We start from the raw sequence: 26,177 nt of genomic DNA on the forward strand, positions 1-26,177 counted from the left end.
CACGTCCGCGCCTACGCGTGATTGCGCACCCAGTTTTCGATCATGCACAAGTCGAACACCCGCATGAACGAGCGGTCGCGCGCCGCAAGCTGGCGGCCCAGGAACTCGTCCAGCGCGCGAGCGTTGATCAGGCCTTGGGCGTGGAGATGACCGTCCAGAAGGAGCTCGCGAATGGCTGCCTTGTTTCTGACGTAGATCCCGAACGTGTAGTTGAGGAAGCTGCCTTTGCTCCGCCGGTTGAGCACGTCTGCGGGCAGGCGCTTCGAGAAGGCCGCGCGGACAACCGAACGGTTGCGTCCGCCGGCGATCCACATCCAGGTTGGCACTCGGAGACAGGCTTCCATGACGGGTTGCGAGAGCAGGGGCATGCGGACCCTTCGACCGCCTGCACGCAAGGTGGCATCCATGAACAACTGGTTGCCCGCGAGGTCGAAGATGCGTTCGCGGTCTCCTGGCAACGCAGTCTCTGGAGCCTCGTGCCATGGGTGTCGCTCGTGAGCCAGCGTCTCGTCAATGCCGGAGAGCAGGGAGGCATTCGGTTTGCAGGGAGGCTTGGGGCGTGCATAGAGCTTGCGAGCGGTCAGACGGGCGGCTTTCGCGAGCGTGCATCCATGCAGCCTCGACAGGTCGGTGATGGCACGGCACCCGGCCCCCATGCCGCGTTCGCGGATGGCGTCGGCGGCGGGAGCGGCTGTTTTCAGATAACCGAACACCGTGTCGCCACCGCTTCCGGAATAGTGGCTGGCGGCGCGCATGCGGTCGCCAACCGCGTCCATGGCGCGTCCAACGGCGTGTCCGAGCACCCAAACGGCGGGGCGCAAGGAGTGGGCAGGTAGCGGGAAGTCGATATCCGTTCCGTCGAAGTCGAGCATCTGCTCCTGCAGAGCGACGCCGAGCTGTGCCGCGACCTGACCGGCATACCGGCGCTCATCGGCCCCAGGTAACGGCGTCACCGCCGTACAGCACACCAACCTCCCATCAGCGGCCTCCAAGCATGCGCCGACAATCGAAGAATCCAGGCCGCCTGACAGCTCGAGCAGGACGTCGCCGTCGGTGTCGGCCATGGTTTCAACCGCAAGCACCAGTGCGTCGCGAACGGTCTTTGCTGCGGTGTCGAAATCTTGCATGCGCTCGGGGGCGGCAACGAAGCGCCAAGGCGACCAGGCCATTTCCGTGGACATCGTCTGGCCGTTGGTCGCCAGCGTGCATCCGGGAAGCAGCTCGCTGACGCCCGCAAGCCCAGTGCGCGCGACTTTCAGGTGCGGATAGACCAGGCTGTGTCGCACGAACTCCCAGTCGACCTGCTCCTTGTACAAGCCGAGGCGCGATGCAATCGACAGATCGGATGTGATGAAGCCGGGGTCGCCCCGTAGCGAATAGGCGCAGGCGACGCCCGCGGTCGGGTCCCGCATGATAGTCGTGCGGTCATCTCCCGTCTCGGGTGGCTGCAGCAGCAGGTACTCGCCCCAGTAATGGTCAAGAAGATGCTGTCGAAGTTCACGTGACGTAGGGCAGGGGGAGCGCATGTCCCACTCCCAGATGGGCGAACCGTATTGGCCATATAGATCGCCGATAATCATGCTGCCGTCTGGCAGCGATAGCGTGGGCGTACACTCATGCGCGAACACTGTCATGCAGCCCACGCGCCCTCGTGCTTCCAGGCGTAGCGCCTGAAGCAGATGCGCTGGCGGGTGTTCGGCCTCGCCAGGACTGCCGTCGGTCTTAGCGATCAGTGCGATGTAGGCGTAATGCATCAGATAACCCGAATGGGGACGTGCCCCTGCACGGATCCAACGCTGTCGTTCAGAACCAACGAGCCGCACTGGACCCATGCATGGGCCGAGAAGGGATCGCAGGCCACCCCCATGACCAAGTGCGCGTAAAGACCTCGCTTGGCAAGAAATCTGATCATCGAGACCGAGTCAATGACGCAACTTGTCGAGATCGGGATGCAAGGTCTCACCCGATTGAAGGCGTCTGAGGCCTGAATCAGGCGTCGCTCTTCCTCCGCGTCGCGGCGATCTGAGCACGGCCGGCTTACCTTCGCGCGTCTGTAGCTGGCCAGGTCGTTCAGCACATGTCCCAGCGGTTGCGCGGTCAACCGTCGGTACGTCGCGAGTACCGCCAGCACGATGTCGCGGGCCGTGTCTGCACGGATTCGTGTCTGCGATTGGGGAAGCTCGGGGACGCTCTGCTCTACGGATGCGATCTCGGTCCGGACCGGTGCGGTCCCTGGGCAGAGCCCTTGTTCGACCAGGCGTTCGAGCGAGGTCGTGTCGTCAGGGGCATGTAGATGTCGGCGGAATCTCCGCTCCAGCGTCTCGGACAGCTGGAAGTAGCGATCCCGCCGCAGATCCAGAAAGAACAGGCGATCGTCGAGTTCGCAGAACGAGATGTTTTCGCTCACTTGCCAAGGCATGTCGCGCCTCCTCGAAAGAAGGGTGCGCCGTGCGGCGCACCCTTGATCGCTCACTCTTCCGAGATATCAGCCTCTATCGGATCACCGTTGGGTTCACCAACGGCACCTCCACCCAGGGTCACGGTGCTGGCCACGCCGAGTTCGATCACGTCGGCCTGCAGTTCGCGGCTGTTGTTGTCGTTCGCGTTCATCACTGTCTCCTTTCGTTTATGTCATGGACCGCCCATGACGCAGCCAGTGTTGAAGCGCCTGCGAGTGTTCTCAAATGATTTTTGTTGTGTACTTCCAAAATTCCCTGGAAGTGTGATGCGCACCAGAAAATTGCGGTGCATCGCGCTCTCCGCTCAGTGCGGCGCGTGGCGCGTTTCGTTCAACAGCGCCACGATGTCCGGCACCCGGTTGAGGCGACGGTCGTGGTAGGCGTGCAGCGCACGTGCCAGGCGTGCGATGTCGGCGCACTCCCAGGCCGTGATCAATTCGTCCAGCTCGGCGTGTGCGTCGGGAAACAGGCTGCGCTTGGCAACACGGATCGGCGCGAGTCGGTCGTTGGCCTGTTGGGTGATATACCGTGTCTCGACAACGCGCGTCTTGAGCGCAATGGTGTCGAACAGCAGCCACGTCGCCTCGGCGGCGCCATCGTGTGGGGTGGGGCGCTTGTACGGTCTGTCACCGGGCAAGGCGCCACGGGCCAGGCAGGTCAGCAGCCGCTCTTCCATGCAGTCGTAGAGCTCGCGCAGGGCGGCCTCGGTAGGCAGGGGCACGTAAAAGCCGTCTCGCGAATGCGCATCGACCAGGCGTTCGCCGCTCAGCCGATACAGCGCGTTCCGGATCGGGGTGAGGCTGGTGGTGAGCTCATCGGCCAATGTGGCCGGTTCCAGACGCTGCCCTGGGACGAATCGCCCACGCACGATAGCGTGCCTGATCTTGTCGCACGCGTCCCAGACCTTCGGAAGGGTCCCCATCATCATTGCTGTCCTCCGTGGCTGCTTGCTCCCCCTCTCCTTGGGCCGATCTTACTAATCGGGGACCGCGCTGCAACTGCGCGGCCGCGGCGCGTGTTCGAGCAAATGGCCTATGTTTTCGACTCGGCTAGTCTGTTCCTGCTGTGCTTGGCCGGAGCGCGTCGATTGATCTGGATGGCAGTGACGCATTCTGAGCGGGCATAGAAGAACTTGATTTCGCCGCGAGGTGTTCTGCTCGTCATCCAGTCGATGAACTTAACGCTCTGGATTTCTCCTGGTGCTGCATGCTCCACTTGTTGAGAGGTTCCCGTGCCATCGATTGAAAAAGCGTGACGAACCTGCGCTGTTGAATAGCATGGCATCTGATCGATGCTCATCACGATGGACGAAGATCCCGAATAGTGAGGGAGTCCTCGCCGAACCGATATGTTGCTCAGTGTGACCCCGTCCTTGGATCGCAGGGGTCCCAACTCGATCGTGGCGTCAGGCGCTTCCATCTTGCTGCCGAGCCTTGAGATTAGAGTCTGGTGCAGTGAGGTTGGCGGGTTGTCAATCTCGCGCACTAGCGTCGCCAAATCGATGTCTAACTGGACGCTGTCGATGGCATCGGTGGCGCACGCTGCGGCGGAGAGCAGTATCAGTGCCGGGGCGATGAGTGGGGTGGTCATTTTATTGCGATCCGCTGCCATACCGGTCATCCCATGCATGCCGTCGTGCCCCGCTTAGCTTAGCTCCGTGCGCGGTTGTTTCGCCGTCGCATACGATCTCAATGAGTTTGCCTAGGCGGCAGCGAAGAAATCTGGAACAAGTGCTTGGCGTCAACCGCCGTCTGTTCATTTGAGGGTGGTCTGGCATGCCGGGTACTTCGGGGGCGTGCCGGCGTCGACCCACACGCGATTGCATTGACGACATCTCCGAGGACACCGCGATGACCGACTCCAATCCCGACGTGCACGCCAGCTGCCATTGCGGTGCGGTGGTGATGCGTTTCACCCATGCGCCGGTCGAGGTCACCGACTGCAACTGCAGCCTGTGTCGGCGCTACGGCGTGCTGTGGGTCTACTACGAGGCATCCGAGATCACCGGTCTGCCGGTGGGCGAGGGCACCGACACCTATGCCTGGAACGGGCGCCATGTCGACTTCCACCGATGTCGGACCTGTGGGTGTGTCACCCATTGGGCGCCGCGCGCCTCTAGCCGCACGCGACATGGCATCAATGCCCGACTGCTGGCGCCCGAGCTCCTGGCGCAGTTGCGGGTGCGGCACAAGGACGGTACGGGCTCGGGACAGTATCTGGACTAGCGCCGAGCACCGGCGTGGGGCGCGCTCCCGCCTGGCATGGCGGCCTTGACTGCCGCAGTCGGCGGAGGATGACGAATGGCACCTGCCAGGTGCCCCGGTGGGCCGAAGAATCCGAGCTCCCAGGTGGAGTCTCCCATGGCCGTTCGCTACGCAGTGGTCGCCGGCATCCTTGCCGGGTTGTTCGGTCTGCACTCGACAATGGCGACGGCGCAGACGCCCGCCGTCCCCGCCAACGCGCCTGCCGACAGCGCGCCGGTCGACGCCGAGATCCAGCGCCAGATGGCCGAGGGCCACCTGGTCGGGGTCGCCGCCGCAGTCATTCTGGATGGCAAGGTGGTGTGGCGGGGTGGCTATGGTCTGGCCGATCGGGAATCGGGCCGGCCGTTCACCACGGACACGGTGATGAACATCGCGTCCATCAGCAAGTCCGTCGTGGGCGCGGCAATGATGCGGGCCCAGGAGGAGGGGCGGTTGTCGCTCGATGCCGACGTGAGCGACTACCTGCCATTCGCGGTCCGCAACCCGCATCATCCGGATCAGCCGATCACGCTGCGGCAGCTGGCGACCCACACGTCCAGCATCAGCGATCGTTGGTCGCTGTATGCCACCAGCTATCACTTCGGACGCGACGCGCCGCAACCGCTGGGTGAGTTCCTCAAAGGCTACTTGGCTGTCGGTGGCGCCGACTACGCGCCCGAGAACTTCCTTTCCGCGGCCCCGGGCGCGGCGCGCGACTACTCCAACATCGGCGCCGGCCTGGCCGGCTACATCGTCGAGCGCGTCACGGGCGAGCCACTGGCGCGCTACACGCAACGCCGCCTGTTCGAGCCGCTGGGCATGCGCAGCACGCGTTGGCACTTGGCCCCCGCCGGCTCGACGCCGGACGCGACGCTGTACCTGGCGCAGGACGAGATGGCGATTGCGATCCATCCCTACACCGTGACTACGTGGCCCGATGGCGGTCTGCGGACCTCGGTCGAGGATCTGTCGAAATTTTTCATCGCGCTGCTCAATCGCGGTCAGGCGAACGAAAACCGCGTGCTGCAGCAGAACTCGGTGGACGAGATGCTGCGCCTGCAGTTCACGCCCACCCACAAGCCCGGCAATGTCGATATCGCCGAGAAGAACTCCGGCTTGTTCTGGCAGACGAAGTACAACACTCGATACGTCGGGCACGGTGGCAGCGATCCGGGCATGAAAACCGAGATGCTGGCCACGCCCGATCTACGCACCGGGGTGATTTTCTTCACGAACACCTCGGGCGCGGATACGGAGAAGGCTTACGACGGCATCCTCAAGGCGCTGTTCGCGCATGCGGAGGTGTTGCGCCGCGCGCAAGCGCACTGACAACTTCGAGCGCAATCCGATCGAGGTGTCCATCAATATCTTCCTGGTCGAAACGCCCGGACATGCAGGCCTTGCCCGCGCAACTGGAACAGGGCGAGGTGGATGTATTCGTCGGGCTCAGCGATGTTGCCGAGCACGGCTGGGTGGGGCGGACCTTGTTCACCGACACATTCCTCGCCGCCCAACGCAAGGGGCACCCGCGCGGCGGCCGCAAGCTGAGCCTGTCGGCGTTCTGCGCGGCGGCGCATCTGGTGGTCTCGTCCACCGGCGATCCGTTCTCCGGCTTCGTGGATACGGCGCTCGCCAAGCTGGGCCGTCGCCGCCAGGTCGTCATGTCTACCGAGAGCTACGCGACAGCGCCGGCGCTGGTGGCCAATACCGATCTGATGTGCACGCTGCCCGGGCGCTTGCTGCAGCGCTTCGACGCCTCGCTGGACCTGTTCGCGCCGCCGCTGGCCTTGCCCAAGATCACGATTCGCGCCTACTGGCATCCGCGCAGTCGGGATGATGCCGCCAGTGTGTGGTTCCGCACGCAGTTGTTCCAGGCGGCTGGCGTGTCGGTGCGCTGAGTCGCGTTGGGGGCGGTGGTGGGCGCGCAATGCTGCAATCCAGCTGTTTACCTGGATTGCAGCTATTTTGCGTTTACTCGCATTGCAGGTATCGGGATGCCGATGCATTCAATCGGCGGCGCCCAGTGGGCAACTGGGCGTTCTTTGACCCTGCACGATGTGTGCTTGGCCGCCGACCTGCTGCGCCAGTCGCTGCTCAATGACGCATTGAGCGCAACACCTTCGCCAGCGTCTTGATTCCCGCTTCGAGCTCCTGCGGGGCGTGGGCGGCGAATCCCATCAGAAACCCAGGGGTGGGCGCGTCGGCGATGGACAGCGTGCTCAGGCCGAGCAGGTCGATGCCTGCACGGTGCGCGGCGTCCACGGCGTCGGGTTCGGACAGATCGCGGACGAGCACGCAGGGCATTTGCATGCCGCCGGCCGGCACGTGGGGCTCGAGGAATTCGGACAGGTGCTGTCGGGTCAGCGCGGCGAGCACGTCGCGGCGTTCGGCGTAGACCGCACGCATGCTGCGCACATGGGCGCCGAAATGGCCGCCTTCGATGAAGCGGGCCAGCGTGAGTTGGGGGATCGGAGCGCTATGGCCGTCGAGCAGGGTGCGGGCGGCGGTCATCGGTGCGACCAGGGATGGGGGCAGCACCATGTAGCCGACGCGCAGACCGGGGAACAGCGACTTGGTGAAGGTGCCGATGTAGAGCGTGCGCTCGTGCGGATCGAGCCCTTGCACGCACGCGGTCGGTTTGCCTGCGTAGTGGAACTCGCTGTCGTAGTCGTCCTCGATGATCCAGGCCTGCTGGTCCCGGGCCCAGTCGATGATCGCCAGGCGCCGGTCCAGGGCCAGCGTCGCCCCGGTCGGGAACTGGTGCGACGGTGTCAGGAACACCGCACGCGCGGCGTCGCCGGGCCGCCGGCTGGCCTCGAGCAGGCGGTCGACCTGCAGGCCGTGCGCATCGACCGGGACCGGCACGCACTGCAACCCGGCGGCCTCGAACGCCTTGCGTGCGCCGTGGTAACCGGGATTTTCGATGAAGATCCGCTCGCCGGCATCGAGCAGCAGCGTGGCGCAAAGGGTCAGGGCCTGTTGGGAGCTGGTCAGCACCAGCACGCGATCGGGTGTGGCCCGTGCGCCGCGTTCGAGGTTGACGTAGTCGGCGATCGCCTGCCGCAGTGGGGCCATGCCCTGTGCCGGGCTGTGCAGCAGGGCGCGCGTGCCGTACTCCTTCAGGATCTGGCGCTCGAGCCGTTCCCAGGTCGCCAGCGGAAAGCTGCGGGTTTCCGGTACACCAGGCACGAAGGCGCGTGGCGCCGGGAAATCGCGCACGCCGCCGCGCTGGAACAGGGCGCTGCCACGCTGGCTCAGGCGTGCGGGCGTGCGGTCAGGGCTCGGACGCCGTGCCTTGCCGCGGCCGGGTAGGCGCTGCGCGCGCTCGGACACGAAGCTGCCGCTGCCCACGCGCCGGTCGATGAAGCCTTCGGCGTGCAGTTGGCTGTAAGCGGCTTCGACGGTGTCGCGCGAGACGCCCAGCGATTTCGCCAGCGCACGCGATGCCGGCAGCGGCCGGCCGACCTCGAGCATGCCGTCGAGGATCAGCTGACGCACCGCGCGTTGCACCCGCAGGTGCAGCGGCAAGGCGCGCTGCGCGGGGTCGCCGATTGCGGCTTTCACCGACTCGAGTTGAGCGTGCTTGAACAAGTGGTCTGCTCCATCGCCGGAAAGTGGCTGGGCGAATCGGGCCATTGTCCGCCTATAAATAGGCGCCGCAAGCTCAATGCCGCTGTAGGAGTCGTCCGTTCCCCATGGCCCATGCCCCCACGTCTGCGTCCGTTCGCTGGAAGGACCTTCCGCACCCGGTCATCGCCGGGCTGATTTCCGTCATCGTCAATTATGGCGGCACCTTCATCCTGGTGTTCCAGGCGGCCAAGAGTGCTGGCCTGAGTCCGGAACTCACGGCCTCATGGGTCTGGGCGGTGTCCATCGGGGTGGGGATCACCGGCATCGTCCTGAGCTGGACGACCCGCGAGCCGATCATCACCGCCTGGTCGACGCCGGCCGCCGCATTCCTGGTCACTGCGCTGGCGACGACGCCGTACGCCGAAGCCGTGGGCGCCTATCTGATCTCGGCGGCCGCGTTCGTGCTGCTGGGGGTGTCGGGCTGGTTCGAGCGCGTGATCCGACTGATCCCGCCGGGGGTGACCGCCGGATTGCTGGCCGGCATCCTGCTGCAGTTCGGTATCGGCGCCTTTGCCGGCGTGAGCCTGGACCCGCTGCTGGCGGGCGTGCTGATCGTCGGCTACCTGTTGCTCAAGCGGGTGGCGCCGCGTTACGCGGTGGTGGGCATCCTGGTGCTGGGGCTGGTGTTCCTGCTGCTCCAGCATCGGGTCGATGTCGTTGGGTTGCGCCTGGCGTTGGCCGCGCCGGTGTTCACGATGCCGGTCTTCTCGTTCAACGCCTTGTTGAGCGTGGCGTTGCCGCTGTTCTTGATCACGCTGACCGGCCAGTACATGCCGGGCATGCTGGTGCTGCGCAACGACGGCTTCAAGACCAGTGCCAATCCGATCGTGACGTTGACCGGCCTGGGCTCGCTGCTGATGGCGCCGTTCGGCTCGCATGCCTTCAACATCGCGGCCATCACCGCGGCGATCTGCACCGGCCGTGAGGCCCACGAACAGCCGTCCAAGCGCTGGATCGCCGGCGTGGCTGCGGGCGTGTTCTACGTCCTGGTCGGGGTGTTCGGGGTGACCCTGGCGACGTTGTTCATGGCGTTTCCGGCGACCTTCATCGCCACGCTCGCCGGCCTGGCGTTGCTCGGCACCATCGGCGGCAGCCTGGCCAGCGCGATGGCCGAGGCCAAGACCCGCGAAGCGGCGTTGATCACGTTCCTGGCCGCGGCCGCCAACATCAAGTTGCTGGGAATCGGCGGGGCGTTCTGGGGCCTGGTGATCGGGCTGGTGGCCTACGCGGTGCTCAACGGTCGATGGCCGCAGCGCAAGCCGGCAGCGGTGGGGGCTGTGCTGCCGCTGGACGGTACGGTGCGCTGATGGCGATGGCGTTCGACACCCCGACCGGCCACGACCAGCACGGCCGCTATCCCGAAGCGACCAGCGTCGAGGATTTCCGCCGCAATCTGGCCACAGTCCACGCGCGCATCGAGGCCGCCTGCCGCCGCGTCGGACGCGACCCGGCCACGGTGCGCCTGCTGCCGGTCAGCAAGACCAAACCCGAGGCCAGCCTGCGCTTGGCGTATGCGGCGGGGTGCCGGCTGCTGGGCGAGAACAAGGTGCAGGAAGCGCACCGCAAGTGGGAGGCGATGCAGGATCTGCGCGACCTGCAGTGGTCGGTCATCGGTCACTTGCAGACCAACAAGGCCAAGCTGGTGGCGCGATTCGCCAGCGAGTTCCAGGCGCTCGACAGCCTGCGCGTGGCCGAGGCGCTCGAACGTCGCCTGCAGATCGAGGGCCGCTCGCTGGATGTCTATGTGCAGGTCAACACCTCCGGCGAGGCCAGCAAGTACGGGCTCGCGCCGGGCGAGGTGCCGGCCTTCCTCCAGGCGCTGCCGGCGTTCTCGGCGCTGCGCGTGCGCGGCCTGATGACCTTGGCGCTGTTCTCCAGCGAAGCCGAACGCGTGCGCCAGTGCTTCGTGCTGCTGCGAGGGCTGCGCGAGCAGCTGCGGCAGGACGCACCTGCCGGCATCGCACTCGACGAGCTGTCGATGGGCATGTCGGGCGATTTCGAGATCGCCATCGAGGAAGGCGCGACGGTGGTGCGGGTGGGGCAGGCGATCTTCGGTGCGCGCCCGATGCCCGACAGCTACTACTGGCCCGATGCCGCAGGCACCGAGTCGACGCCGGCATGAAGACGGCTGTGGCCATCCGCCATCTGCACTTCGAGGACCTGGGCACGCTGGCGCCGCTGCTGGTCGCACGCGGCTACACCGTGCGCTATCTGGACGCCGGCTGCGAACGCATCGACGCCGACGCGCTGGCCGCAGCCGACCTGCTGGTCGTGCTGGGCGGCCCGATCGGTGCATACGATGAGGCGACGTATCCGTTTCTCGCCGACGAACTCAACGTCATCGCCCAGCGGCTGCAACGCTCTCGTCCGCTGCTGGGCATCTGCCTGGGCGCGCAGTTGATCGCCCGCGCACTCGGCGCCGATGTCGCCAGCATGGGCCACAAGGCGATCGGTTTTGCGCCGCTGATGCTGACGCCTGCGGGCGAGGCGTCGCCGCTGGCGGCGCTGGACGATGTGCCGGTGCTGCACTGGCATGGCGATCGCTTCGAGATCCCGGTCGGCGCTGTCCGCCTGGCGGGCACCGAGGCGTGCGCCCATCAGGCCTTCGCCATCGGACGGCACTTGCTGGCGCTGCAATGCCATCTGGAGGCCGAGCCGCAGCGCATCGAACAGTGGTTGATCGGCCATGCCTGCGAACTGGCGCAGGCCGGCCTCGATCCGCGCGCCTTGCGCGCCGATGCGCGCGCCAGGCGAGGCGATCTGCCGCGGGTGTCGCAGGCGGTGTTCGGCGCCTGGCTCGACGAGCTCGAGACCGACGATGCGGCGGGCGCGGCACGATGAGCGCAGCACACTCGCCTGACCTTCGGCCGCTCGCGCTGGACGTGGTCTCGGTGCAGTCGCAAGTGGTCTATGGGCGGGTCGGCAACGCCGTCGCAGTGCCGACTCTGGACGCGTTGGGGCTTGCGGTGGCGGCGGTGCCGACCGTGGTCTTCAGCAATACGCCGCATTACCCGACGCTGCACGGCGGCGCGTTGCCGGCGGGCTGGGTCGCGGGCTACTTGCAGGATCTGTCGGCGCGCGGCGCACTCGCGGGCTTGCGTGCGGTACTGGTCGGGTATCTGGGCGACCCACGGCAGGCCGCGGTCGTGGCGCGCTGGATCCGCGCGCGCCTGGACGCATGCGCGGCGCTGTGTGTCGTGATCGATCCGGTGATCGGCGATCACGACCACGGCGTCTATGTCGATCCCGGGCTCGTCGAGGCCTACCGCCGAGAGCTGCTGCCCTTGGCCGACGGCGTGACGCCGAACGGGTTCGAACTGGCGCAGCTGACCGGTCGCGCCGTGCACGATGTCGACAGCTTGGTCGCCGCCGCCCGGTTACTGTTGACCGGCCGCACGCAGTGGGTCGCGGTGACCAGCGCCGCCCCCGACACCTGGGCCGCGCACAAGACCCAGGTGGTGCTGGTCACGCGCACATCGGTCGACGTGATCGCGCATCCGCGCGTCGCCATCACGCCCAAGGGCACTGGTGACCTGTTCTGCGCGGCGCTGACCGGGCACTGGTTGCGCGGGCTGGGCCTGGTGGATGCGGCGACGCAGGCCTGCCGCCATGTCGTCGAGGCGCTGCGGCGGACCGAACAGGCGCAATGCGCCGAACTGCTGCTGCCGATGTCCGGCCATCCGCGTGGCGATGCCGCGACCTCGCCACGCGCGCGTGTGACCGCGGCACGCTGGCGGCACCGACAGGCGCGCCGTCCCCCGCAAACGCCCACACCCGCGCCCGATGGCGCGCGTCCCTCCTCATATCCCACGCCATAGGCCATTGCCATGTACGACGCCACCTTGACCCTGACCGAGTTCGACCCGGAGCTCGCCCAATCCATCCAGCACGAAGCGCGCCGGCAGGAAGATCATGTCGAGCTGATCGCCTCCGAAAACTACGCCAGCCCGTTGGTGATGGCGGTCCAGAACTCGGTGCTGACCAACAAGTACGCGGAAGGCTATCCCGGCAAGCGCTATTACAGCGGTTGCGGCTATGTGGATGTCGCCGAGCGCTTGGCGATCGAACGCGTCAAGGCGTTGTTCGATTGCGACTACGCCAATGTCCAACCGCATGCCGGCGCGCAGGCGAACGCGGCGGTGTTCCTCGCGCTGGCCCAGCCCGGCGACACGATCATGGGCATGAATCTGGCGCAGGGCGGTCACCTGACGCACGGCAATCCGGCCAACTTCTCTGGCCGGCACTACAGGATCGTGCCGTACGGGCTGGATCCCGAGACCGGGCTGATCGACTACGACGAGATGGCGCGGATCGCGCGCGAGACGCGACCGAAGATGCTGATCGGCGGCTTCTCCGCGTATTCGCGCCACAAGGACTGGGCGCGGATGCGGGCGATCGCCGACGAGGTGGGGGCGATCTTCTGGGTGGACATGGCGCATGTCGCCGGCCTGGTGGCCGCGGGGGAGTATCCCGACCCGCTGCCGCACGCCCATGTCGTGACCAGCACGACCCACAAGACGCTGCGCGGTCCGCGTGGCGGCCTCATCCTGGCCAACGGGCAGAGCAGCGAGTTCTACAAAAAGCTCGACTCGGCGGTGTTCCCCGGCACCCAGGGCGGGCCGTTGATGCATGGCATCGCAGCCAAGGCGGTGGCGTTCAAGGAGGCGCTGCGCCCCGAGTTCAAGGCCTATCAACGCCAGGTGGTGACCAATGCGCGTGCGATGGCCGCGATACTGCAGCAACGTGGCTACACCATCGTCTCGGGTGGCACCGACAATCATCTGATGTTGATCGACCTGTCCGCTAAGCCCTACACCGGCAAGGACGCCGACGCGGCGCTGGCCGATGCCTACATCACCACCAACAAGAACTCCGTGCCCAACGACCCGCGTTCGCCCTTCGTCACCTCGGGGCTGCGCATCGGCACGCCCGCGGTGACCACGCGCGGCTTCGGCGTACCCGAATGCGAGCAGTTGGCGGGCTGGCTGTGCGATGTGCTCGATGCGCTCGAGATCGGCGACGATGCGTTGACGAGCATCCAGGACCATGTGCGCACGCAGGTGGTGGCACTGTGCCGGCGCCATCCGGTGTACGGCTGAACCAGCCCAGTGCGCCACGGGGACGCTGCGCGCCGGCGTACGCCGGCGCGCCCTTCCGGTTTCTTTCAGGAGCTTATCGATGTCGTCTCTTCGGTTGCCCTACCAGACCCTCTCGCCCGAAGCCTATCGAGGCTTCGGGCTGGCGAAGCAGGCGCTGGACAAAACTCCACTCGGCAAGCCGCTCGTCGAGCTGGTCTATCTGCGCGTCTCGCAGATCAACGGCTGCGCGTTCTGCCTGGAGATGCATGCCGCAGCGCTGCGCGCCGGTGGCATGCCCCAGGCCAAACTGGACGCGTTGGCCGGGTGGCGCGTCAGTGCGCATTTCAACGAACGCGAGCGTCTGGCGTGGCCTGGACCGAAGCCTTGGTGGACGTGGCGCGCAGCCATGCGCCGGATGAGGACTTTCTGCCGCTCAAGGCTGTTTTCAGCGATGCCGAAATCTCCGACCTCAGCTTCGCGGTCGCGCTGATGAGTGCGTTCAATCGTCTGGCGATCGGCATGCGGCAGTAGCAGGCGGCTGCTGTCCTGACGGCATTGGCGGGACAGGGCAGGGCGGCGGCGCGTCCTGAGGCACCCAGGCCGCCCCGCATCGCTGCCTTCGTTGGCATCGCTGCTGGCCTATGATTGCGTTTCGCTCACGCATCGACCGCCCATGGCACGCCCCGACCTCAATCTGCTGCTGGCCCTGGATGCGTTGCTGGAAGAGGGCAGCGTCGTCGGCGCCGCGCGGCGCATGCATCTGAGCCCGCCGGCGATGAGCCGGACGCTGAGCCGAATCCGCGATGCGCTCGGCGATCCGGTGTTCGTCCAGGTCGGGCGCAAGCTGGTGCCCACCCCCAAGGCGCTGGCGATGCGCGAGCAGGTGCGCATCGCGCTCGACCACGCCGCGCAGGTGTTTGCATCGGATGCGGCGGTCGACCTGGCGTCGATGGACCGGCGCTTCAATGTCCGCGCCACCGACGAGTTCGTTAGCATCCATCTGGGCCGGCTGCTCGACGCGATGGCCAAGGAGATGCCGCGGGCGATGTTGCGGTTCTCGCCGGAGGGGGACGACATCGACGAGGAGGCGCTGCGCAGCGGTCGAATCGACTTGTTCATCAGCGCCTCGCGCACGCTGGGCGCAGAGATCCGCGTGCAATCGCTGTTCACCACGACTTTCGTCGGCGTGGCGCGCGCCGGGCATCCGATCTTCGATGAGGAGATCACCGCGGCCCGGTTCGCCCGTTGGGAACACATCCATGTGTCGCGACGCGGCAAGGACAGCGGCCCGGTCGACGACGCGCTGCAGGCGCAAGGCCTGCGCCGGCATGTCGCGCTGGTGGTGCCCAATCCCTACACCGCGTTGTTCGCGTTGCAGGATTCGGATCTTCTGCTGTCGTTGCCGCGGCACATGGCCCGCACCGCGCAGGCGGCGGGCTTGCGCCTGCGGGTATTCGAGCTGCCGGCGCCGATGGAGACGGTCTTGCTGACCCAGGCCTGGCATCCGCGCCTGGACAGCGACCCGGCGCATCGCTGGCTGCGGCAGACGATCCATGCGCTGTGTTGCGCAATCGACCTCCACCCCTGAAGAGGGAGGGACTGCGCCGGCAGACGCGCGCATCGATCTGATCGACGTCGTCAGAGCCCTCCCTCGCGTGGTCGTCAAAGCCCTCCCCCGCGTGCGGGGGAGGGTTGGGTGGGGGCGGCCGTTCGATGCGATGTCTTTGGGCTTGGTTGCAAAAGCCCATGCCCCACCCGACGCCTTCGGCGTCGACCTCCGCCCGCAGGCGGGGGAGGTATTGCGCGATCGACCTCTGCCCGCGAACGGGGCGGTGTTGAGCGGTCGACCTCCTGCTGCAAACTGGGGGTGGTGTCGCGCGATCGATCCCCTCCTGCGAACGGGGGCGGTGTTGCGCGGACGACCTCCTGCTACGAACGGGGGCGGTGTCGCACGGTCGAGCTCCTGCTGCGAACGGGGGGAGGTGTTGCGCGATCGATCTCCACCCGCGAAGAGCGAGGGACTGCGCTCGCAGACACGCATCGATCCGATCGACGTCGTCAAAGCCCTCCCTCGCGTGGTCGTCAAAGCCCTCCCCCGCGTGCGGGGGAGGGTTGGGTGGGGGCGGTCAGGCCCGTTCGATGCGTGCGTGGAACGCAATCGTTGGATTGCAATCATTTCACTTTTTGAAATGACGATGCCTACCTACAGTGCCTGCCGGTCGGCCACTGCGAAGCGTGCAAGGTGCAAGCCAATCCCACATCCGATATGTCGCCAGTGTTGCCGCCCGCGCGGCTGACCTGGCTCCGAAACGCGCTCGCGGGCGGGCTGTCGGCGCTCGATCTGACCACGCCGCGTGCGACCTATGTGATGCGCTCGCTGCTGGCCGCCGGCCAGGCACTGCACGTCACCAACCAGAGCCTGATCCTGCGCAGCCCCGAGGCGCACAGCCGGCTGATCGGCCTGTACATGCTGTTCTATGCGGTCGGCAGTGGGCTGGGCGCCATCGCCACGACGTGGACCTATGCGCGTGCTGGTTGGAGCGGGGTGTGCGGACTGGGCGCGGCAGTCAGCGGATTGGCGTTGGCGGTCTGGGCGCTGACGTTGCGATCGGCCGACGCATCGCGCTGAGGCGACGGGCCCAGCGCATAGCGCGATCGCGCGATTCGGCGTGCGCCTCCCTTCCTGCGCTCAGGCACGAGGGGACGGGGGCGGGTCCGAGACGCCGGCCGCGCGCAGGCACACCTGGCGGATCGAGGCGACCAGTTGCGACGGGCCCGCGGTCTTCTCGCGCAGGATCGGCGCGACCGGCCCGACCAGCGCCTCGGTGAATGCGCCGACGATGCAGGCCGCGGTGACGTCGGCGTCCTGCGTCGGGAACTCGCGGCGCTCGATGCCAGTGCGCAGGATGTCGCGGAACACGTCGCCGAAGCGCCGGCGGCCGCGGATACGCTCGGCGTCGACTTCCGGATCGACCGGCTCGGCGATGAAGGCATAAGCCAGGGCCGGGCCGGCGAGGGCGCGGCGCACGAAGGCCTCGATTGCGGCGCCCAACTGGTCACGGGCATCGGTGTGGGCGTCGGCGGCCGCGCGCAGGATCACGATCTCGGCATCGATCGCGGCGGTCAGCACTTCGACGAACAGCTCAGCCTTCGACGGGAAGTAGCGGTAGATCAGCCCGGTCGACACCCCGGCCTCGGCCGCGACGGCCGCCATCTGCGCCTCGCGGAAGCCGCCGACCGACACCAGGGTGCGCGCAGCCTGGACGATCCGCTCGCGGTTGCGGGCCATCCGTTCTTCCATCAGGTCGGAGCGCCGGTAGCTCAAATTGTGATCCTCGGTTCAATTTGTGAATCTTAGTTCAATTCTTCTCCGGAACCCGCTAGGCTGTGCGTCCGAACCCGACCTGCGGCGCCTTGCCGCACGGTCCACGCCCCGGGGAACCTTGGAGTCCAGCATGCGTATTCCGTCCATCGATTTCCAACTCGGCGAAGAGATCGAGATGATCCGCGAGTCCGTCCAGGACTTCGCCGCGCAGGAGATCGCGCCGCTCGCCGCGCACGCCGACGAGACCAATCAGTTTCCCCATGCGCTTTGGCGCAAGCTTGGTGCGCAGGGGCTGCTGGGCATCACCGTCGAGGAGGCCTACGGCGGCACCGGCCTGGGGTATCTCGCCCATGTGGTCGCGATGGAGGAAATCTCGCGGGCCTCGGGCGGCATCGGCCTGTCCTACGGTGCGCACTCCAACCTGTGCCTCAACCAGCTGCGCAAGAACGCCAGCGAGGCGCAGAAGCACCAATACCTGCCGAAGCTGTGCAGCGGCGAGCATGTCGGCGCGCTGGCGATGAGCGAGCCGGGCGCGGGTTCGGACGTGGTCGCGATGAAGCTGCGCGCCGAGCTGCGCGGCGACCGCTACGTACTCAACGGCAACAAGATGTGGATCACCAACGGCCCCACTGCCGATGTGCTGGTGGTCTACGCCAAGACCGACCCGGAGGCCGGTCCCAAGGGCATCACCGCCTTCATCGTCGAGAAGGGCTTCAAGGGGTTTTCGACCGCGCAGAAGCTCGACAAGCTCGGCATGCGCGCCTCCGACACCTGCGAGCTGGTGTTCGAGGACTGCGAGGTGCCGGTGGAGAACGTGCTCGGCGAGGTTGGCGGCGGCGCCAAGGTGCTGATGTCGGGCCTGGATTACGAGCGCCTGGTGCTGTCGGGCGGCCCGCTCGGGCTGATGGCGGCCGGCCTCGACGTCGTGCTGCCGTATGTGCACGAGCGCCACCAGTTCGGCGAGCCGATCGGCAACTTCCAGCTGATGCAGGGCAAGATCGCCGACATGTACGTGGCCTTCAATGCCTGCCGCGCCTACGTCTATGCGGTGGCCAAGGCGGCCGACGCCGGGCGCATCACCCGTCAGGACGCGGCGGGCGTGATCCTGTACGCGGCCGAGAAGGCGACCTGGCTCGCCGGTCAGGCGATCCAGGTGCTGGGCGGCAATGGCTACATCAACGAGTACCCGGTCGGCCGGCTGTGGCGCGACGCCAAGCTCTACGAGATCGGCGCCGGCACCTCGGAGATCCGGCGCATGCTGATCGGCCGCGAACTGTTCCGCCAGACCTGTTGAGAGGAGCGCGTCGATGGCTGTCCTGCAGAGCCGGATCGATCCCGCCGGCGAGAGTTTCCAGACCAATGCGGCCGCGATGCAGGCGGCGCTCGACGATCTGCGCGCGACCCAGGCGCGCATCGCCCAGGGCGGCAGCGAGGCCGCACGCGAGAAGCACCGCAAGCGCGGCAAGCTGCTGGTGCGCGAGCGCATCGATGCGCTGATCGATCCGGGCGCCGCATTCCTGGAAGTCGCGCCGCTGGCGGCGCTGGGCATGTACGGCGACGACGTGCCCTGTGCCGGCGTCGTGGCCGGGATCGGCCTGGTCAGCGGCGTGGAATGCATGATCGTCGCCAACGACGCGACGGTGAAGGGCGGCACCTATTACCCGATCACGGTGAAGAAGCACCTGCGCGCGCAGGAGATCGCGCAGCAGAACCGCCTGCCGTGCATCTATCTGGTCGATTCGGGCGGCGCGTTCCTGCCGATGCAGGACGAGGTCTTCCCCGACCGTGACCACTTCGGCCGGATCTTCTACAACCAGGCCAATCTTTCGGCCGAGGGTATCCCGCAGATCGCCTGCGTCATGGGGTCGTGCACTGCCGGCGGTGCGTATGTGCCGGCAATGAGCGACGAGACGGTGATCGTCAAGGAGCAGGGGACGATCTTCCTCGGCGGCCCGCCGCTGGTGAAGGCGGCGACCGGCGAGGAAGTGGACGCCGAGTCGCTGGGCGGTGCCGACGTGCACACGCGCGTGTCCGGCGTGGCCGACCATTTCGCCGAAGACGACCTCGATGCGCTGGCGCGCGTGCGCGACATCGTCGCCTCGCTCAACTGGCACAAGCAGGGCGAACTGCGGATGCAGCCGCCGGAGGACCCGCTGTATCCGGCCGAGGAGCTCTACGGCGTCATCCCGGCCGACACCCGCAAGCCCTACGATGTGCGCGAGGTGATCGCGCGGCTGGTCGACGGCTCGCGCTTCGACGAGTTCAAGGCGCGCTACGGCACCACGCTGGTGACCGGGTTTGCGCACCTGCATGGGTATCCGATCGGCATTGTCGCCAATAACGGCATTCTGTTCTCCGAGAGCGCGCTCAAGGGCGCGCACTTCGTCGAGCTGTGCGCCAAGCGCGGCATCCCGCTGCTGTTTTTGCAGAACATCACCGGCTTCATGGTCGGCAAGAAGTATGAGAACGGCGGCATCGCGCGCGACGGCGCCAAGCTGGTGACCGCGGTCGCGTGCGCAAAGGTGCCCAAGTTCACCGTGGTGATCGGCGGCAGCTTCGGTGCCGGCAACTACGGCATGAGCGGGCGTGCTTACTCGCCGCGTTTTCTGTGGATGTGGCCCAATGCGCGGATCGGCGTGATGGGCGGCGAACAGGCCGCAGGCGTGCTGGCGACCGTGCGTCGCGATGGCATCGAGGCCAAGGGGGCCAGTTGGTCGGCCGAGGACGAAGAGGCGTTCAAGGCGCCGATCCGCGCGCAGTTCGAGCAGCAGGGCCATCCGTACTACGCCAGCGCCCGGCTGTGGGACGACGGCATCATCGATCCGGCCAAGACCCGCCGCGCGTTGGCGCTGGCGCTGTCGGCGGCCATGAACGCGCCGAACGAAGCCACCACGTTCGGCATCTTCCGGATGTGACCGGGCGCGACGAGGACACGCAATGACCGACACACCGAACATCGCGATCGTGCATCAGGGCGCCGTGGCGACCCTGTGGATGGATCGTCCCGAGCGTCACAACGCCTTCGACGAGCACCTGATCGACGCGATCGATCGTGGCCTGCAAACGCTGGGGGCCGACGACGACGTGCGCGTCGTCGTGCTGGCCGGCCGCGGCCGCAGTTTTTCCGCAGGCGCCGATCTCGACTGGATGCGCCGCGCCGCCGACTACGACGTTGCGCGTAACCGCGACGAGGCCGAGGCGCTGGCGCGCATGCTGCGACGCCTGGCCGAACTGCCCAAGCCGACCATCGCCCGGGTGCACGGCGCGGCGATCGGCGGCGGGCTGGGCCTGGTCGCCGCCTGCGATATCGCGATCGCCAGCGACAAGGCCGTGTTCGCAACCTCTGAGGTCAAGTTCGGCTTGATCCCGGCCACGATCGGGCCGTACGTGCTGCGCGCGATCGGCCCGCGGCAGGCGGCGCGCTACTTCCTGACCGCCGAACTGATCCAGCCGGCCAAGGCCCGCGACATCGGGCTGGTGCACGACGTCGTCGCCGACGACGCGCTCGACGCGGCCGTCGACACGCTGGTGCAGGCGCTGGCCCAGGGCGGCCCGAAGGCGCAGGCCGAATCCAAGCGGCTGATCCGCGACCTCGATGGCCAGACGATCGGCGATGCGCTCATCGCCGACACCGCGATGCGCATCGCCGATATCCGCGCCACTGACGAAGCGCGTACCCGTCTGGATGCCTTCCTGTCCGCGCGCCGCGCAAAGGACGCTCGATGAGCACTGGAACTTCCCAAGCCGCGCTGTTCGACAAGGTGCTGATCGCCAACCGCGGCGAGATCGCCTGCCGGATCATCGCCACCTGTCGCCGCCTGGGCATCCGCACCGTCGCGGTGTACTCCGATGCCGACCGCACTGCGCGTCATGTGCGAATGGCCGACGAGGCGGTGCACATCGGGCCGGCCGCCGCGCGCGAGAGCTACCTGCGCAGCGACCGCTTATTGGACGCCGCGCGCCGCACCGGCGCCCAGGCGATCCATCCCGGCTACGGCTTCCTGTCCGAGAACGCCGCGTTCGCCCAGGCCTGCGCCGATGCCGGCGTGGTGTTCATCGGCCCCAGCCCGGCCTCGATCCAGGCGATGGGCGACAAGCGTGAGGCCAAGGCGCTGATGCAGGCGGCCGGCGTGCCCGTGACGCCCGGGTATCACGGCGCGGATCAAGACCCGGCGTTGCTGCAGCGGCAGGCCGACGGCATCGGTTACCCGGTGCTGATCAAGGCCAGCGCTGGCGGTGGCGGCAAGGGCATGCGCCTGGTGGAAAAACCCGAGGACTTCGCCGCGGCGTTGCAGTCGTGCCAGCGCGAGGCCGAGAGTGCGTTCGGCGATGCGCGCGTGCTGATCGAGCGCTACATAGTGCGGCCGCGGCACGTGGAGATCCAGGTGTTCGGCGATCGCCACGGCAACGTCGTGCATCTGTTCGAGCGCGACTGCTCGGTGCAGCGCCGGCACCAGAAGGTGCTGGAAGAAGCGCCCGCACCGGCGCTGGGCGAGGCGCAGCGCGAGGCGATGGCGCAGGCCGCGATCGCCGCCGCGCGTGCGGTCGACTACGTCGGCGCCGGCACGATCGAGTTCATCGTCGGCGAGAGCCGCGGCTCGGGCGACGGCACGGGCGAGTTCCATTTCATGGAAATGAACACCCGTCTGCAGGTCGAGCACCCGGTCACCGAGCTGGTCACCGGCATCGATCTGGTCGAATGGCAGTTGCGCGTGGCGGCCGGTCAGCCGCTGCCGCTGCGCCAGGACCAGATCCGGCATAGCGGCCATGCGATCGAGGCACGGCTTTACGCCGAGGACGCGCTGAAGGGCTTCCTGCCCTCGACCGGGACCTTGCAGGTCATGCAGTTCCCGGCGGCCAGCGCCCACGTGCGCATCGACACCGGGGTGGAGCAGGGCGACGCGATCAGTCCATGGTATGACCCGATGATCGCCAAGCTGATCGTCTGGGACGAGGATCGGCCGCGAGCGCTGCAGCGCCTGCGCCAGGCGATCGACGCGGTACGCGTCGTCGGCGTGACCACCAATGCGGTGTTTCTCGGGCGGTTGGCGCGGCAAGCGGATTTCTCCGCGGCGCGTCTGGAAACCGGGCTGGTCGCGCGCGAGATCGACCACCTGCTGGCGCCATTGTCCGAGGCCGACGATGCGGCATGGATGCTCGCTGCCCTCGGCGTCTGGGCGCAGCGCCGCGCCGCATCGGCAGGTGTGGATGACTCACCCTGGGCGCAGGATGGCTGGCGGCTCGGCGCGTCTGCGCCGCAATGGATCGAATTGTCGGCAAGCGGCGAGACCCGTCGGCTCGCGCTACAGCCGCAGGGCAACCAGGTCGAGATCGGTTTCGACGGGGCCTCGTCGCAGGCGGCGAGCGTCGACTGGACGGCGCCGACACTGACGGTCTCGCTCGACGGCGTGCGCAGTAGCGTGGACGTGCACGTGGTCGGTGCGCAGGTCGTGCTGTACCGCGGCACCGACCGGTTCGTGTTCGAGCACGTCGATCCGCTGCATCGCCACGCCGGCGCCGAAGCGCACGCCGGCGCTGTGGTCGCGCCGATGCCCGGGCGCATCGTCGAACTGCTGGCGCCCATCGGGACGCCGGTCGCCAAGGGCACGCCGCTGCTGGTGATGGAAGCCATGAAGATGGAGCACACGCTGCAGGCACCGCACGACGGCGTGGTCGAGGCGTTCCTGGCCAAGCCGGGCGATCTGGTCGCCGATGGCGCGGTGCTGGTCGATTTCGTGACCGCTGACGAAGAGAAGCCCTAATGCGCGATGTGGTCCGTGTCGTCGAGGTGGGCCCGCGCGACGGGCTGCAGAACGAGAAGGCAATGGTGCCGACGGCGACCAAGATCGCGCTGATCGATCGGTTGTCGGTGTGTGGCTTCCCGGTCGTCGAGGCCACCAGCTTCGTCAGCCCGAAGTGGGTGCCGCAGTTGGCCGACGCCGAGGAGGTGCTGGCCGGGATCAGCCGGCGCGAAGGCGTCGCCTATCCGGTGCTGGTGCCCAACGACAAGGGACTGGCGCGCGCGATGGCGATGGGCGAGCGCCATATCGCGGTGTTCACCGCAGCATCCGACGCGTTCAATCTCAAGAACACCAACATCGATGTCGACGGCTCGCTGGCGCGCCTCAAGCCCGTGGTCGAACAGGCACGTGCGGCTGGGGTCTCGGTGCGCGGCTACGTGTCGACGGTACTCGGCTGTCCCTACCAGGGGGCGGTGCCGGTGCGCGACGTGGTGCGTGTGGCCGCTGCCCTGCACGCGATGGGCTGCGATGAAATCTCGCTCGGCGACACCATTGGGGTCGGCACGCCGGCCAAGGCCCGCGAGATGCTGCTGGCCTGCGCGCAAGTCGTGCCGATGGCGCAGTTGGCAGTGCATTTCCACGACACCTACGGACAGGCGCTGGCCAACGTCCATGCCTGCCTTGAGGCCGGCGTGCGCGTGGTCGACAGTGCAGTTGGCGGCCTGGGCGGTTGCCCGTATGCGAAGGGCGCCAGCGGCAACCTGGCGACCGAGGACCTGCTGTACATGCTCGAGGGGCTGGGGCTGGAGACCGGCGTCGATCTCGACGCGGTGACCCGGACTGCACTGTGGATCGGCGAGGCCTTGGGACGGCGGCCGGCGAGCAAGCTCGCGACAGTGGCATTGGCCAATCGCGCCGCCGACTGAGCGAGCCGCGCGCATCGAGACCGGTGATGCCCCAATGGGCAGCACCTTCGTCGCGGCGTGCTCCATCGAACGGCAACGCCCGATTGCCTGATCGGAAAATCATTTGACATATCGGAGAATGGCTTGCAATCCTGCAGGCCTTGTCCGCCAGGAGCGTCTTCATGCCTGTGATCGCTGTCTGCCGCATGTCGGCGCCCGCGCCGTCTGGAGAGCCGCTCGCGCCATGCGGGCGTGACGCATGAGCGCGCCCGCGCCCGCGTCGATGCCGGGCCTCGCCCGCTGGTCGCTACCGTTGCTGCTGCTGTGTATCGCGGTGGCCGGCGCTGCAGCCTGGCGCGCGACGCAGACGCCGGCGCCACTGCCGGCCGACATTCCGGTCTCGGACTTTTCCGCGGCACGTGCGCTGGTGGATTTGCGTTGGATCGCCGCCGAACCCCATCCCACTGGCTCGGCGGCGGCGGCGCGGGTCCGCGACCAGTTGGTCGCGCAACTCGCGCAGGCCGGCCTGGAGGTCGAGGTGCAACGCACACACGCGTTCGCCGAGTATCGCAATCCGCGGCTGCGCAACTTGCGCGGCGGCAATGTCGAGAACGTCGTCGCCGTACTGCCGGGACGCGACCGCAGCCTGCCTGCGGTGATGATGATGGCGCACTACGACAGCGTCGCCAATTCGCCAGGCGCGGCCGACGATGGCCTGGGCGTGGCGGTGATGCTGGAGGTCTCGCGCGCGATCGCGCACGACGCGCGACAGCGCGACGTGGTGTTCCTGTTCACCGACGCCGAGGAAGCCGGACTGCTTGGCGCGCGGGCGTTCTTCGCCGAACACCCGCTGGCGCAGCGGATCGGCACCGTGGTCAATCTCGAGGCGCGCGGCAGCCGCGGCCGTGCCTTGTTGTTCGAGACCGGGCCAGGCAACGCCGGTCTGATCCGCACCTTCGCGGCCGGTGCACCACTGCCGGCCGGCAACTCGCTGACCGGCTTCGTCTATCGCTACATGCCCAACGGGACCGATTTCACGGTGCCGGCCGAGCGGGGCATTCCCGGCCTCAACTTCGCGATCCTCGGCGGCCTGTTCGACTACCACGCCGCGAGTTCCACGGTCGACAATCTCGACCCGGGCAGCGTGCAGCACATGGGCGCGCAGGTGCTGCCGCTGGTGCGCACCCTGGCCATGTCGCCGACCTTGCCGGCCGCCGATGCCGACCTGGTCTACAGCGATCTACCGGGGGGTTGGATGATCGCGCTGCCGGCCTGGTCGGGCTGGTTGCTGTGGCTGGCGGCACTGCTGCCGATCGTCGCCGTCGCGCGCCGCGTTGCCTGGGCCGACGGCGGCTGGCGCGGCCTGGTCAGCGGCCTGGCGCTTGCGCCGCTGACGGTGCTGGCGGTCGCATTGACGGTGCGGCTGGCGTACCGGCTGCTCGGCGGCGGCGACGCCTCGCTGTTGCTCAACCGCGATCTATTGGCCGTGTTTCCGACCCTGGCCGCGGGCCTGGGGCTGTTGTCGATCGCCACCGTGCTGGCGGTGGGCGGCCTGATCGCCGGCGGCGTGGGCCGGCGGACGTTCGCGCTCCTCGCACTGGTCGCGGGCGCGGCCGCGTCGCTGCGCGGCGGCTTCGATCCGGTCGCATTGGTGCTTGGCGTCGTCGTGGCCGGGCTGGCCTGGACCGTGGCCGGCACCCTGCGCCGCGGTGAGGCGGTGCGCCTGGGCGCGTTGGCGTTCTTCGGTCTGCTGGGCGCGGTGGTGCAGGCGCTCGCGCCGGAACTGGCGCCGTTGCTGCTGTGGCCGCTGCTGGGCCTGGCCGTGATTGCCTGGTGCCTGCCGGCCGACGCACCGCTGCAGGCGGCGCGCGTGGCGGTCGCCGGACTGGTGACGGCCTATGGGCTGGCGCATGTCTTTGGCTTGGCACTGCAGGTGTTCGACGCCGTGGGCTTCGGTACGCCCGAGGTGCTGGCGGTTCCGGCGATCTGGCTGGCGGCGCTGGCGCTGCCGTGGTGGCCGGTCGCGCACGGCAGGCGCGCGCCCGTGATCGCGCCGCTCGCCGTCGTGCTGCTGGCTTGCGGCGTGCTGGTTGCCACGGCGTTTCCCCGGCTGGATCGGCACCGCTACCCGGCGCTGTCGCAGGTGATGTTCGTCGCCGATCCGGCGCAGGGCCAGTACCACCGCGTCAGCGCATTGCCGCCGTCGTCGGCGTGGGTGCGCGCGGCGCTGCACGCCGATCGCGAGGCGCCGGCGCCGCGTCCGTTGCTGGCGGTCGATCTGGCCAATGTCTGGGCGACGCCGGCGGCGCCGATCGCGGTGGCCGAGCCGATCCGGTTCGTGCAGTCGCGCGATGCGGCGACTGGCGAAGCGGTGCTGCGTGTGCAGGCGCCGGCTGCGACCCGCGACCTGCGCGTGCTGCTCAAGAGCGCGGCGGCCGTGCCCGGCGTGACCCTGCAGGGCGAGCCGGCACCGTTGCTCGACACGCCCGATACCTGGTCGCGGCTGCGCTGGCATGCGCCGGGCGCGCAGGGGATCGAACTGCGCTGGCCGGGCGGTGCAGGGCCGGTCGAAGTCGAGGCCGCGGCTGGCATCGACGGCTGGCCGCAGGATGCCGAGCCGCTGCCGCCGCGCGCCCCGGACGTGATGCCCTGGTCCACCTCGGACATGACCTGGGTGCTCGGACAGACGCGCGTCGAGCCCTGAGGGATCGTGGCCGCGGGCGCCTCGGCGTCCGTGGCGTCTGCCCGTCCGCCGCTGCGAGGCAGCGGGCGGGCATGCGAACGCCGGCCACGGGG

Annotated in this window: 24 protein-coding genes; 17 read left to right on the top strand and 7 right to left on the bottom strand. The window is 67.9% G+C overall.

The annotated features are described in order from the left end of the window. Positions 1–11: 11 nt before the first annotated feature. From WAF18_RS11230 to WAF18_RS11250, 5 genes are all read right to left on the bottom strand, one after another. Complete coding sequence (locus tag WAF18_RS11230; RefSeq protein WP_337245165.1) at positions 12–1,754, bottom strand: asparagine synthase C-terminal domain-containing protein; 1,743 nt, start codon at positions 1,752–1,754, stop codon at positions 12–14. Beyond that, positions 1,754–2,419: a lasso peptide biosynthesis B2 protein gene (locus WAF18_RS11235; RefSeq protein WP_337245166.1), complete on the bottom strand. Its 666-nt coding sequence runs from the start codon at positions 2,417–2,419 to the stop codon at positions 1,754–1,756. Before WAF18_RS11235 ends, WAF18_RS11230 begins: the two co-directional genes overlap by 1 nt. Before the next feature lie 50 nt (positions 2,420–2,469). Further along, positions 2,470–2,610: a hypothetical protein gene (locus tag WAF18_RS11240; RefSeq protein ID WP_337245167.1), complete on the bottom strand. Its 141-nt coding sequence runs from the start codon at positions 2,608–2,610 to the stop codon at positions 2,470–2,472. Between the two features lie 153 nt (positions 2,611–2,763). After that, positions 2,764–3,387 carry a GntR family transcriptional regulator gene (locus WAF18_RS11245; RefSeq protein WP_337245168.1) on the bottom strand — a complete coding sequence of 208 codons (624 nt, stop codon included), beginning with the start codon at positions 3,385–3,387 and terminating at the stop codon, positions 2,764–2,766. A 104-nt stretch (positions 3,388–3,491) separates the two neighbouring features. Further along, positions 3,492–4,049: a hypothetical protein gene (locus tag WAF18_RS11250; RefSeq protein WP_337245169.1), complete on the bottom strand. Its 558-nt coding sequence runs from the start codon at positions 4,047–4,049 to the stop codon at positions 3,492–3,494. A 260-nt stretch (positions 4,050–4,309) separates the two neighbouring features. Here WAF18_RS11250 and WAF18_RS11255 point away from each other — a divergent pair, with 260 nt between their 5' ends. The 3 genes from WAF18_RS11255 to WAF18_RS11265 all read left to right on the top strand — a co-directional run bounded on the left by WAF18_RS11255 (position 4,310) and on the right by WAF18_RS11265 (position 6,600). After that, positions 4,310–4,684, top strand: coding sequence for a hypothetical protein (locus WAF18_RS11255; RefSeq protein WP_337245170.1), 375 nt, complete (start codon positions 4,310–4,312; stop codon positions 4,682–4,684). A gap of 135 nt (positions 4,685–4,819) precedes the next feature. After that, a complete protein-coding gene (locus WAF18_RS11260; RefSeq protein WP_337245171.1) occupies positions 4,820–6,031 on the top strand; it encodes a serine hydrolase domain-containing protein in 1,212 nt (403 codons plus the stop codon). Positions 6,032–6,045: 14 nt separating this feature from the next. Beyond that, complete coding sequence (locus tag WAF18_RS11265) at positions 6,046–6,600, top strand: LysR substrate-binding domain-containing protein (RefSeq protein ID WP_337245280.1); 555 nt, start codon at positions 6,046–6,048, stop codon at positions 6,598–6,600. Positions 6,601–6,796: 196 nt separating this feature from the next. Here WAF18_RS11265 and WAF18_RS11270 read toward each other — a convergent pair whose 3' ends face one another. Further along, positions 6,797–8,293, bottom strand: coding sequence for a PLP-dependent aminotransferase family protein (locus WAF18_RS11270; protein WP_337245172.1), 1,497 nt, complete (start codon positions 8,291–8,293; stop codon positions 6,797–6,799). Between the two features lie 104 nt (positions 8,294–8,397). Between WAF18_RS11270 and WAF18_RS11275 the strand changes: the two genes are divergently transcribed. The 8 genes from WAF18_RS11275 (at position 8,398) to WAF18_RS11310 (ending at position 16,039) form a co-directional block, all read left to right on the top strand. Beyond that, the gene (locus tag WAF18_RS11275; RefSeq protein ID WP_337245173.1) at positions 8,398–9,639 is read left to right on the top strand and encodes a benzoate/H(+) symporter BenE family transporter; all 1,242 of its coding nucleotides are present in this window, start codon (positions 8,398–8,400) and stop codon (positions 9,637–9,639) included. 5 nt (positions 9,640–9,644) lie between these two features. Next, the gene (locus WAF18_RS11280; protein WP_337245281.1) at positions 9,645–10,454 is read left to right on the top strand and encodes a YggS family pyridoxal phosphate-dependent enzyme; all 810 of its coding nucleotides are present in this window, start codon (positions 9,645–9,647) and stop codon (positions 10,452–10,454) included. Continuing rightward, positions 10,451–11,173 carry a glutamine amidotransferase gene (locus tag WAF18_RS11285; RefSeq protein WP_337245174.1) on the top strand — a complete coding sequence of 241 codons (723 nt, stop codon included), beginning with the start codon at positions 10,451–10,453 and terminating at the stop codon, positions 11,171–11,173. Before WAF18_RS11280 ends, WAF18_RS11285 begins: the two co-directional genes overlap by 4 nt. Then, positions 11,170–12,150, top strand: a complete 981-nt coding sequence (pdxK, locus tag WAF18_RS11290) for a pyridoxine/pyridoxal/pyridoxamine kinase (protein ID WP_337245175.1) — start codon at positions 11,170–11,172, stop codon at positions 12,148–12,150. Before WAF18_RS11285 ends, pdxK begins: the two co-directional genes overlap by 4 nt. A gap of 9 nt (positions 12,151–12,159) precedes the next feature. Then, positions 12,160–13,431, top strand: coding sequence for a serine hydroxymethyltransferase (glyA, locus tag WAF18_RS11295; RefSeq protein ID WP_337245176.1), 1,272 nt, complete (start codon positions 12,160–12,162; stop codon positions 13,429–13,431). A gap of 79 nt (positions 13,432–13,510) precedes the next feature. Next, a complete protein-coding gene (locus WAF18_RS11300) occupies positions 13,511–13,900 on the top strand; it encodes a carboxymuconolactone decarboxylase family protein (protein WP_337245177.1) in 390 nt (129 codons plus the stop codon). Between the two features lie 183 nt (positions 13,901–14,083). After that, positions 14,084–14,998 (top strand): LysR family transcriptional regulator, encoded by a 915-nt coding sequence (locus WAF18_RS11305; protein ID WP_337245178.1) that lies wholly within the window; start codon positions 14,084–14,086, stop codon positions 14,996–14,998. Between the two features lie 678 nt (positions 14,999–15,676). Beyond that, complete coding sequence (locus WAF18_RS11310) at positions 15,677–16,039, top strand: hypothetical protein (protein WP_337245179.1); 363 nt, start codon at positions 15,677–15,679, stop codon at positions 16,037–16,039. A 60-nt stretch (positions 16,040–16,099) separates the two neighbouring features. Here WAF18_RS11310 and WAF18_RS11315 read toward each other — a convergent pair whose 3' ends face one another. Next, complete coding sequence (locus WAF18_RS11315) at positions 16,100–16,735, bottom strand: TetR/AcrR family transcriptional regulator (protein ID WP_337245180.1); 636 nt, start codon at positions 16,733–16,735, stop codon at positions 16,100–16,102. 130 nt (positions 16,736–16,865) lie between these two features. Between WAF18_RS11315 and WAF18_RS11320 the strand changes: the two genes are divergently transcribed. The 6 genes from WAF18_RS11320 (at position 16,866) to WAF18_RS11345 (ending at position 26,085) form a co-directional block, all read left to right on the top strand. Beyond that, positions 16,866–18,029 carry an isovaleryl-CoA dehydrogenase gene (locus WAF18_RS11320; protein WP_337245181.1) on the top strand — a complete coding sequence of 388 codons (1,164 nt, stop codon included), beginning with the start codon at positions 16,866–16,868 and terminating at the stop codon, positions 18,027–18,029. 13 nt (positions 18,030–18,042) lie between these two features. After that, a complete protein-coding gene (locus WAF18_RS11325) occupies positions 18,043–19,650 on the top strand; it encodes a carboxyl transferase domain-containing protein (protein ID WP_337245182.1) in 1,608 nt (535 codons plus the stop codon). A 22-nt stretch (positions 19,651–19,672) separates the two neighbouring features. Continuing rightward, entirely contained in the window at positions 19,673–20,461 is a 789-nt protein-coding gene (locus WAF18_RS11330; protein WP_337245183.1) for an enoyl-CoA hydratase-related protein, read from the top strand. Continuing rightward, complete coding sequence (locus WAF18_RS11335; RefSeq protein ID WP_337245184.1) at positions 20,458–22,497, top strand: acetyl/propionyl/methylcrotonyl-CoA carboxylase subunit alpha; 2,040 nt, start codon at positions 20,458–20,460, stop codon at positions 22,495–22,497. The genes WAF18_RS11330 and WAF18_RS11335 overlap by 4 nt, the downstream gene beginning before the upstream one ends. Continuing rightward, positions 22,497–23,402 carry a hydroxymethylglutaryl-CoA lyase gene (locus tag WAF18_RS11340; protein ID WP_337245185.1) on the top strand — a complete coding sequence of 302 codons (906 nt, stop codon included), beginning with the start codon at positions 22,497–22,499 and terminating at the stop codon, positions 23,400–23,402. The genes WAF18_RS11335 and WAF18_RS11340 overlap by 1 nt, the downstream gene beginning before the upstream one ends. A gap of 238 nt (positions 23,403–23,640) precedes the next feature. Beyond that, on the top strand, positions 23,641–26,085 hold the full coding sequence (locus WAF18_RS11345) for a M20/M25/M40 family metallo-hydrolase (protein WP_337245186.1): 2,445 nt from the start codon (positions 23,641–23,643) through the stop codon (positions 26,083–26,085). Positions 26,086–26,177: the final 92 nt, after the last annotated feature.

The sequence above is a fragment of the Luteimonas sp. gir genome, assembly GCF_037198055.1.
In the GTDB taxonomy this organism is placed as follows: domain Bacteria; phylum Pseudomonadota; class Gammaproteobacteria; order Xanthomonadales; family Xanthomonadaceae; genus Luteimonas; species Luteimonas citri_A.

Coding starts and splice junctions, on each gene's coding strand:
- WAF18_RS11230 (WP_337245165.1), bottom strand. CDS start 1,754: ATGCATTACGCCTACATCGCACTGATCGCTAAGACCGACGGCAGTCCT.
- WAF18_RS11235 (WP_337245166.1), bottom strand. CDS start 2,419: ATGCCTTGGCAAGTGAGCGAAAACATCTCGTTCTGCGAACTCGACGAT.
- WAF18_RS11240 (WP_337245167.1), bottom strand. CDS start 2,610: ATGAACGCGAACGACAACAACAGCCGCGAACTGCAGGCCGACGTGATC.
- WAF18_RS11245 (WP_337245168.1), bottom strand. CDS start 3,387: ATGATGATGGGGACCCTTCCGAAGGTCTGGGACGCGTGCGACAAGATC.
- WAF18_RS11250 (WP_337245169.1), bottom strand. CDS start 4,049: ATGACCACCCCACTCATCGCCCCGGCACTGATACTGCTCTCCGCCGCA.
- WAF18_RS11255 (WP_337245170.1), top strand. CDS start 4,310: ATGACCGACTCCAATCCCGACGTGCACGCCAGCTGCCATTGCGGTGCG.
- WAF18_RS11260 (WP_337245171.1), top strand. CDS start 4,820: ATGGCCGTTCGCTACGCAGTGGTCGCCGGCATCCTTGCCGGGTTGTTC.
- WAF18_RS11275 (WP_337245173.1), top strand. CDS start 8,398: ATGGCCCATGCCCCCACGTCTGCGTCCGTTCGCTGGAAGGACCTTCCG.
- WAF18_RS11280 (WP_337245281.1), top strand. CDS start 9,645: ATGGCGTTCGACACCCCGACCGGCCACGACCAGCACGGCCGCTATCCC.
- WAF18_RS11285 (WP_337245174.1), top strand. CDS start 10,451: ATGAAGACGGCTGTGGCCATCCGCCATCTGCACTTCGAGGACCTGGGC.
- pdxK (WP_337245175.1), top strand. CDS start 11,170: ATGAGCGCAGCACACTCGCCTGACCTTCGGCCGCTCGCGCTGGACGTG.
- glyA (WP_337245176.1), top strand. CDS start 12,160: ATGTACGACGCCACCTTGACCCTGACCGAGTTCGACCCGGAGCTCGCC.
- WAF18_RS11300 (WP_337245177.1), top strand. CDS start 13,511: ATGTCGTCTCTTCGGTTGCCCTACCAGACCCTCTCGCCCGAAGCCTAT.
- WAF18_RS11305 (WP_337245178.1), top strand. CDS start 14,084: ATGGCACGCCCCGACCTCAATCTGCTGCTGGCCCTGGATGCGTTGCTG.
- WAF18_RS11310 (WP_337245179.1), top strand. CDS start 15,677: ATGTCGCCAGTGTTGCCGCCCGCGCGGCTGACCTGGCTCCGAAACGCG.
- WAF18_RS11320 (WP_337245181.1), top strand. CDS start 16,866: ATGCGTATTCCGTCCATCGATTTCCAACTCGGCGAAGAGATCGAGATG.
- WAF18_RS11325 (WP_337245182.1), top strand. CDS start 18,043: ATGGCTGTCCTGCAGAGCCGGATCGATCCCGCCGGCGAGAGTTTCCAG.
- WAF18_RS11330 (WP_337245183.1), top strand. CDS start 19,673: ATGACCGACACACCGAACATCGCGATCGTGCATCAGGGCGCCGTGGCG.
- WAF18_RS11335 (WP_337245184.1), top strand. CDS start 20,458: ATGAGCACTGGAACTTCCCAAGCCGCGCTGTTCGACAAGGTGCTGATC.
- WAF18_RS11340 (WP_337245185.1), top strand. CDS start 22,497: ATGCGCGATGTGGTCCGTGTCGTCGAGGTGGGCCCGCGCGACGGGCTG.
- WAF18_RS11345 (WP_337245186.1), top strand. CDS start 23,641: ATGAGCGCGCCCGCGCCCGCGTCGATGCCGGGCCTCGCCCGCTGGTCG.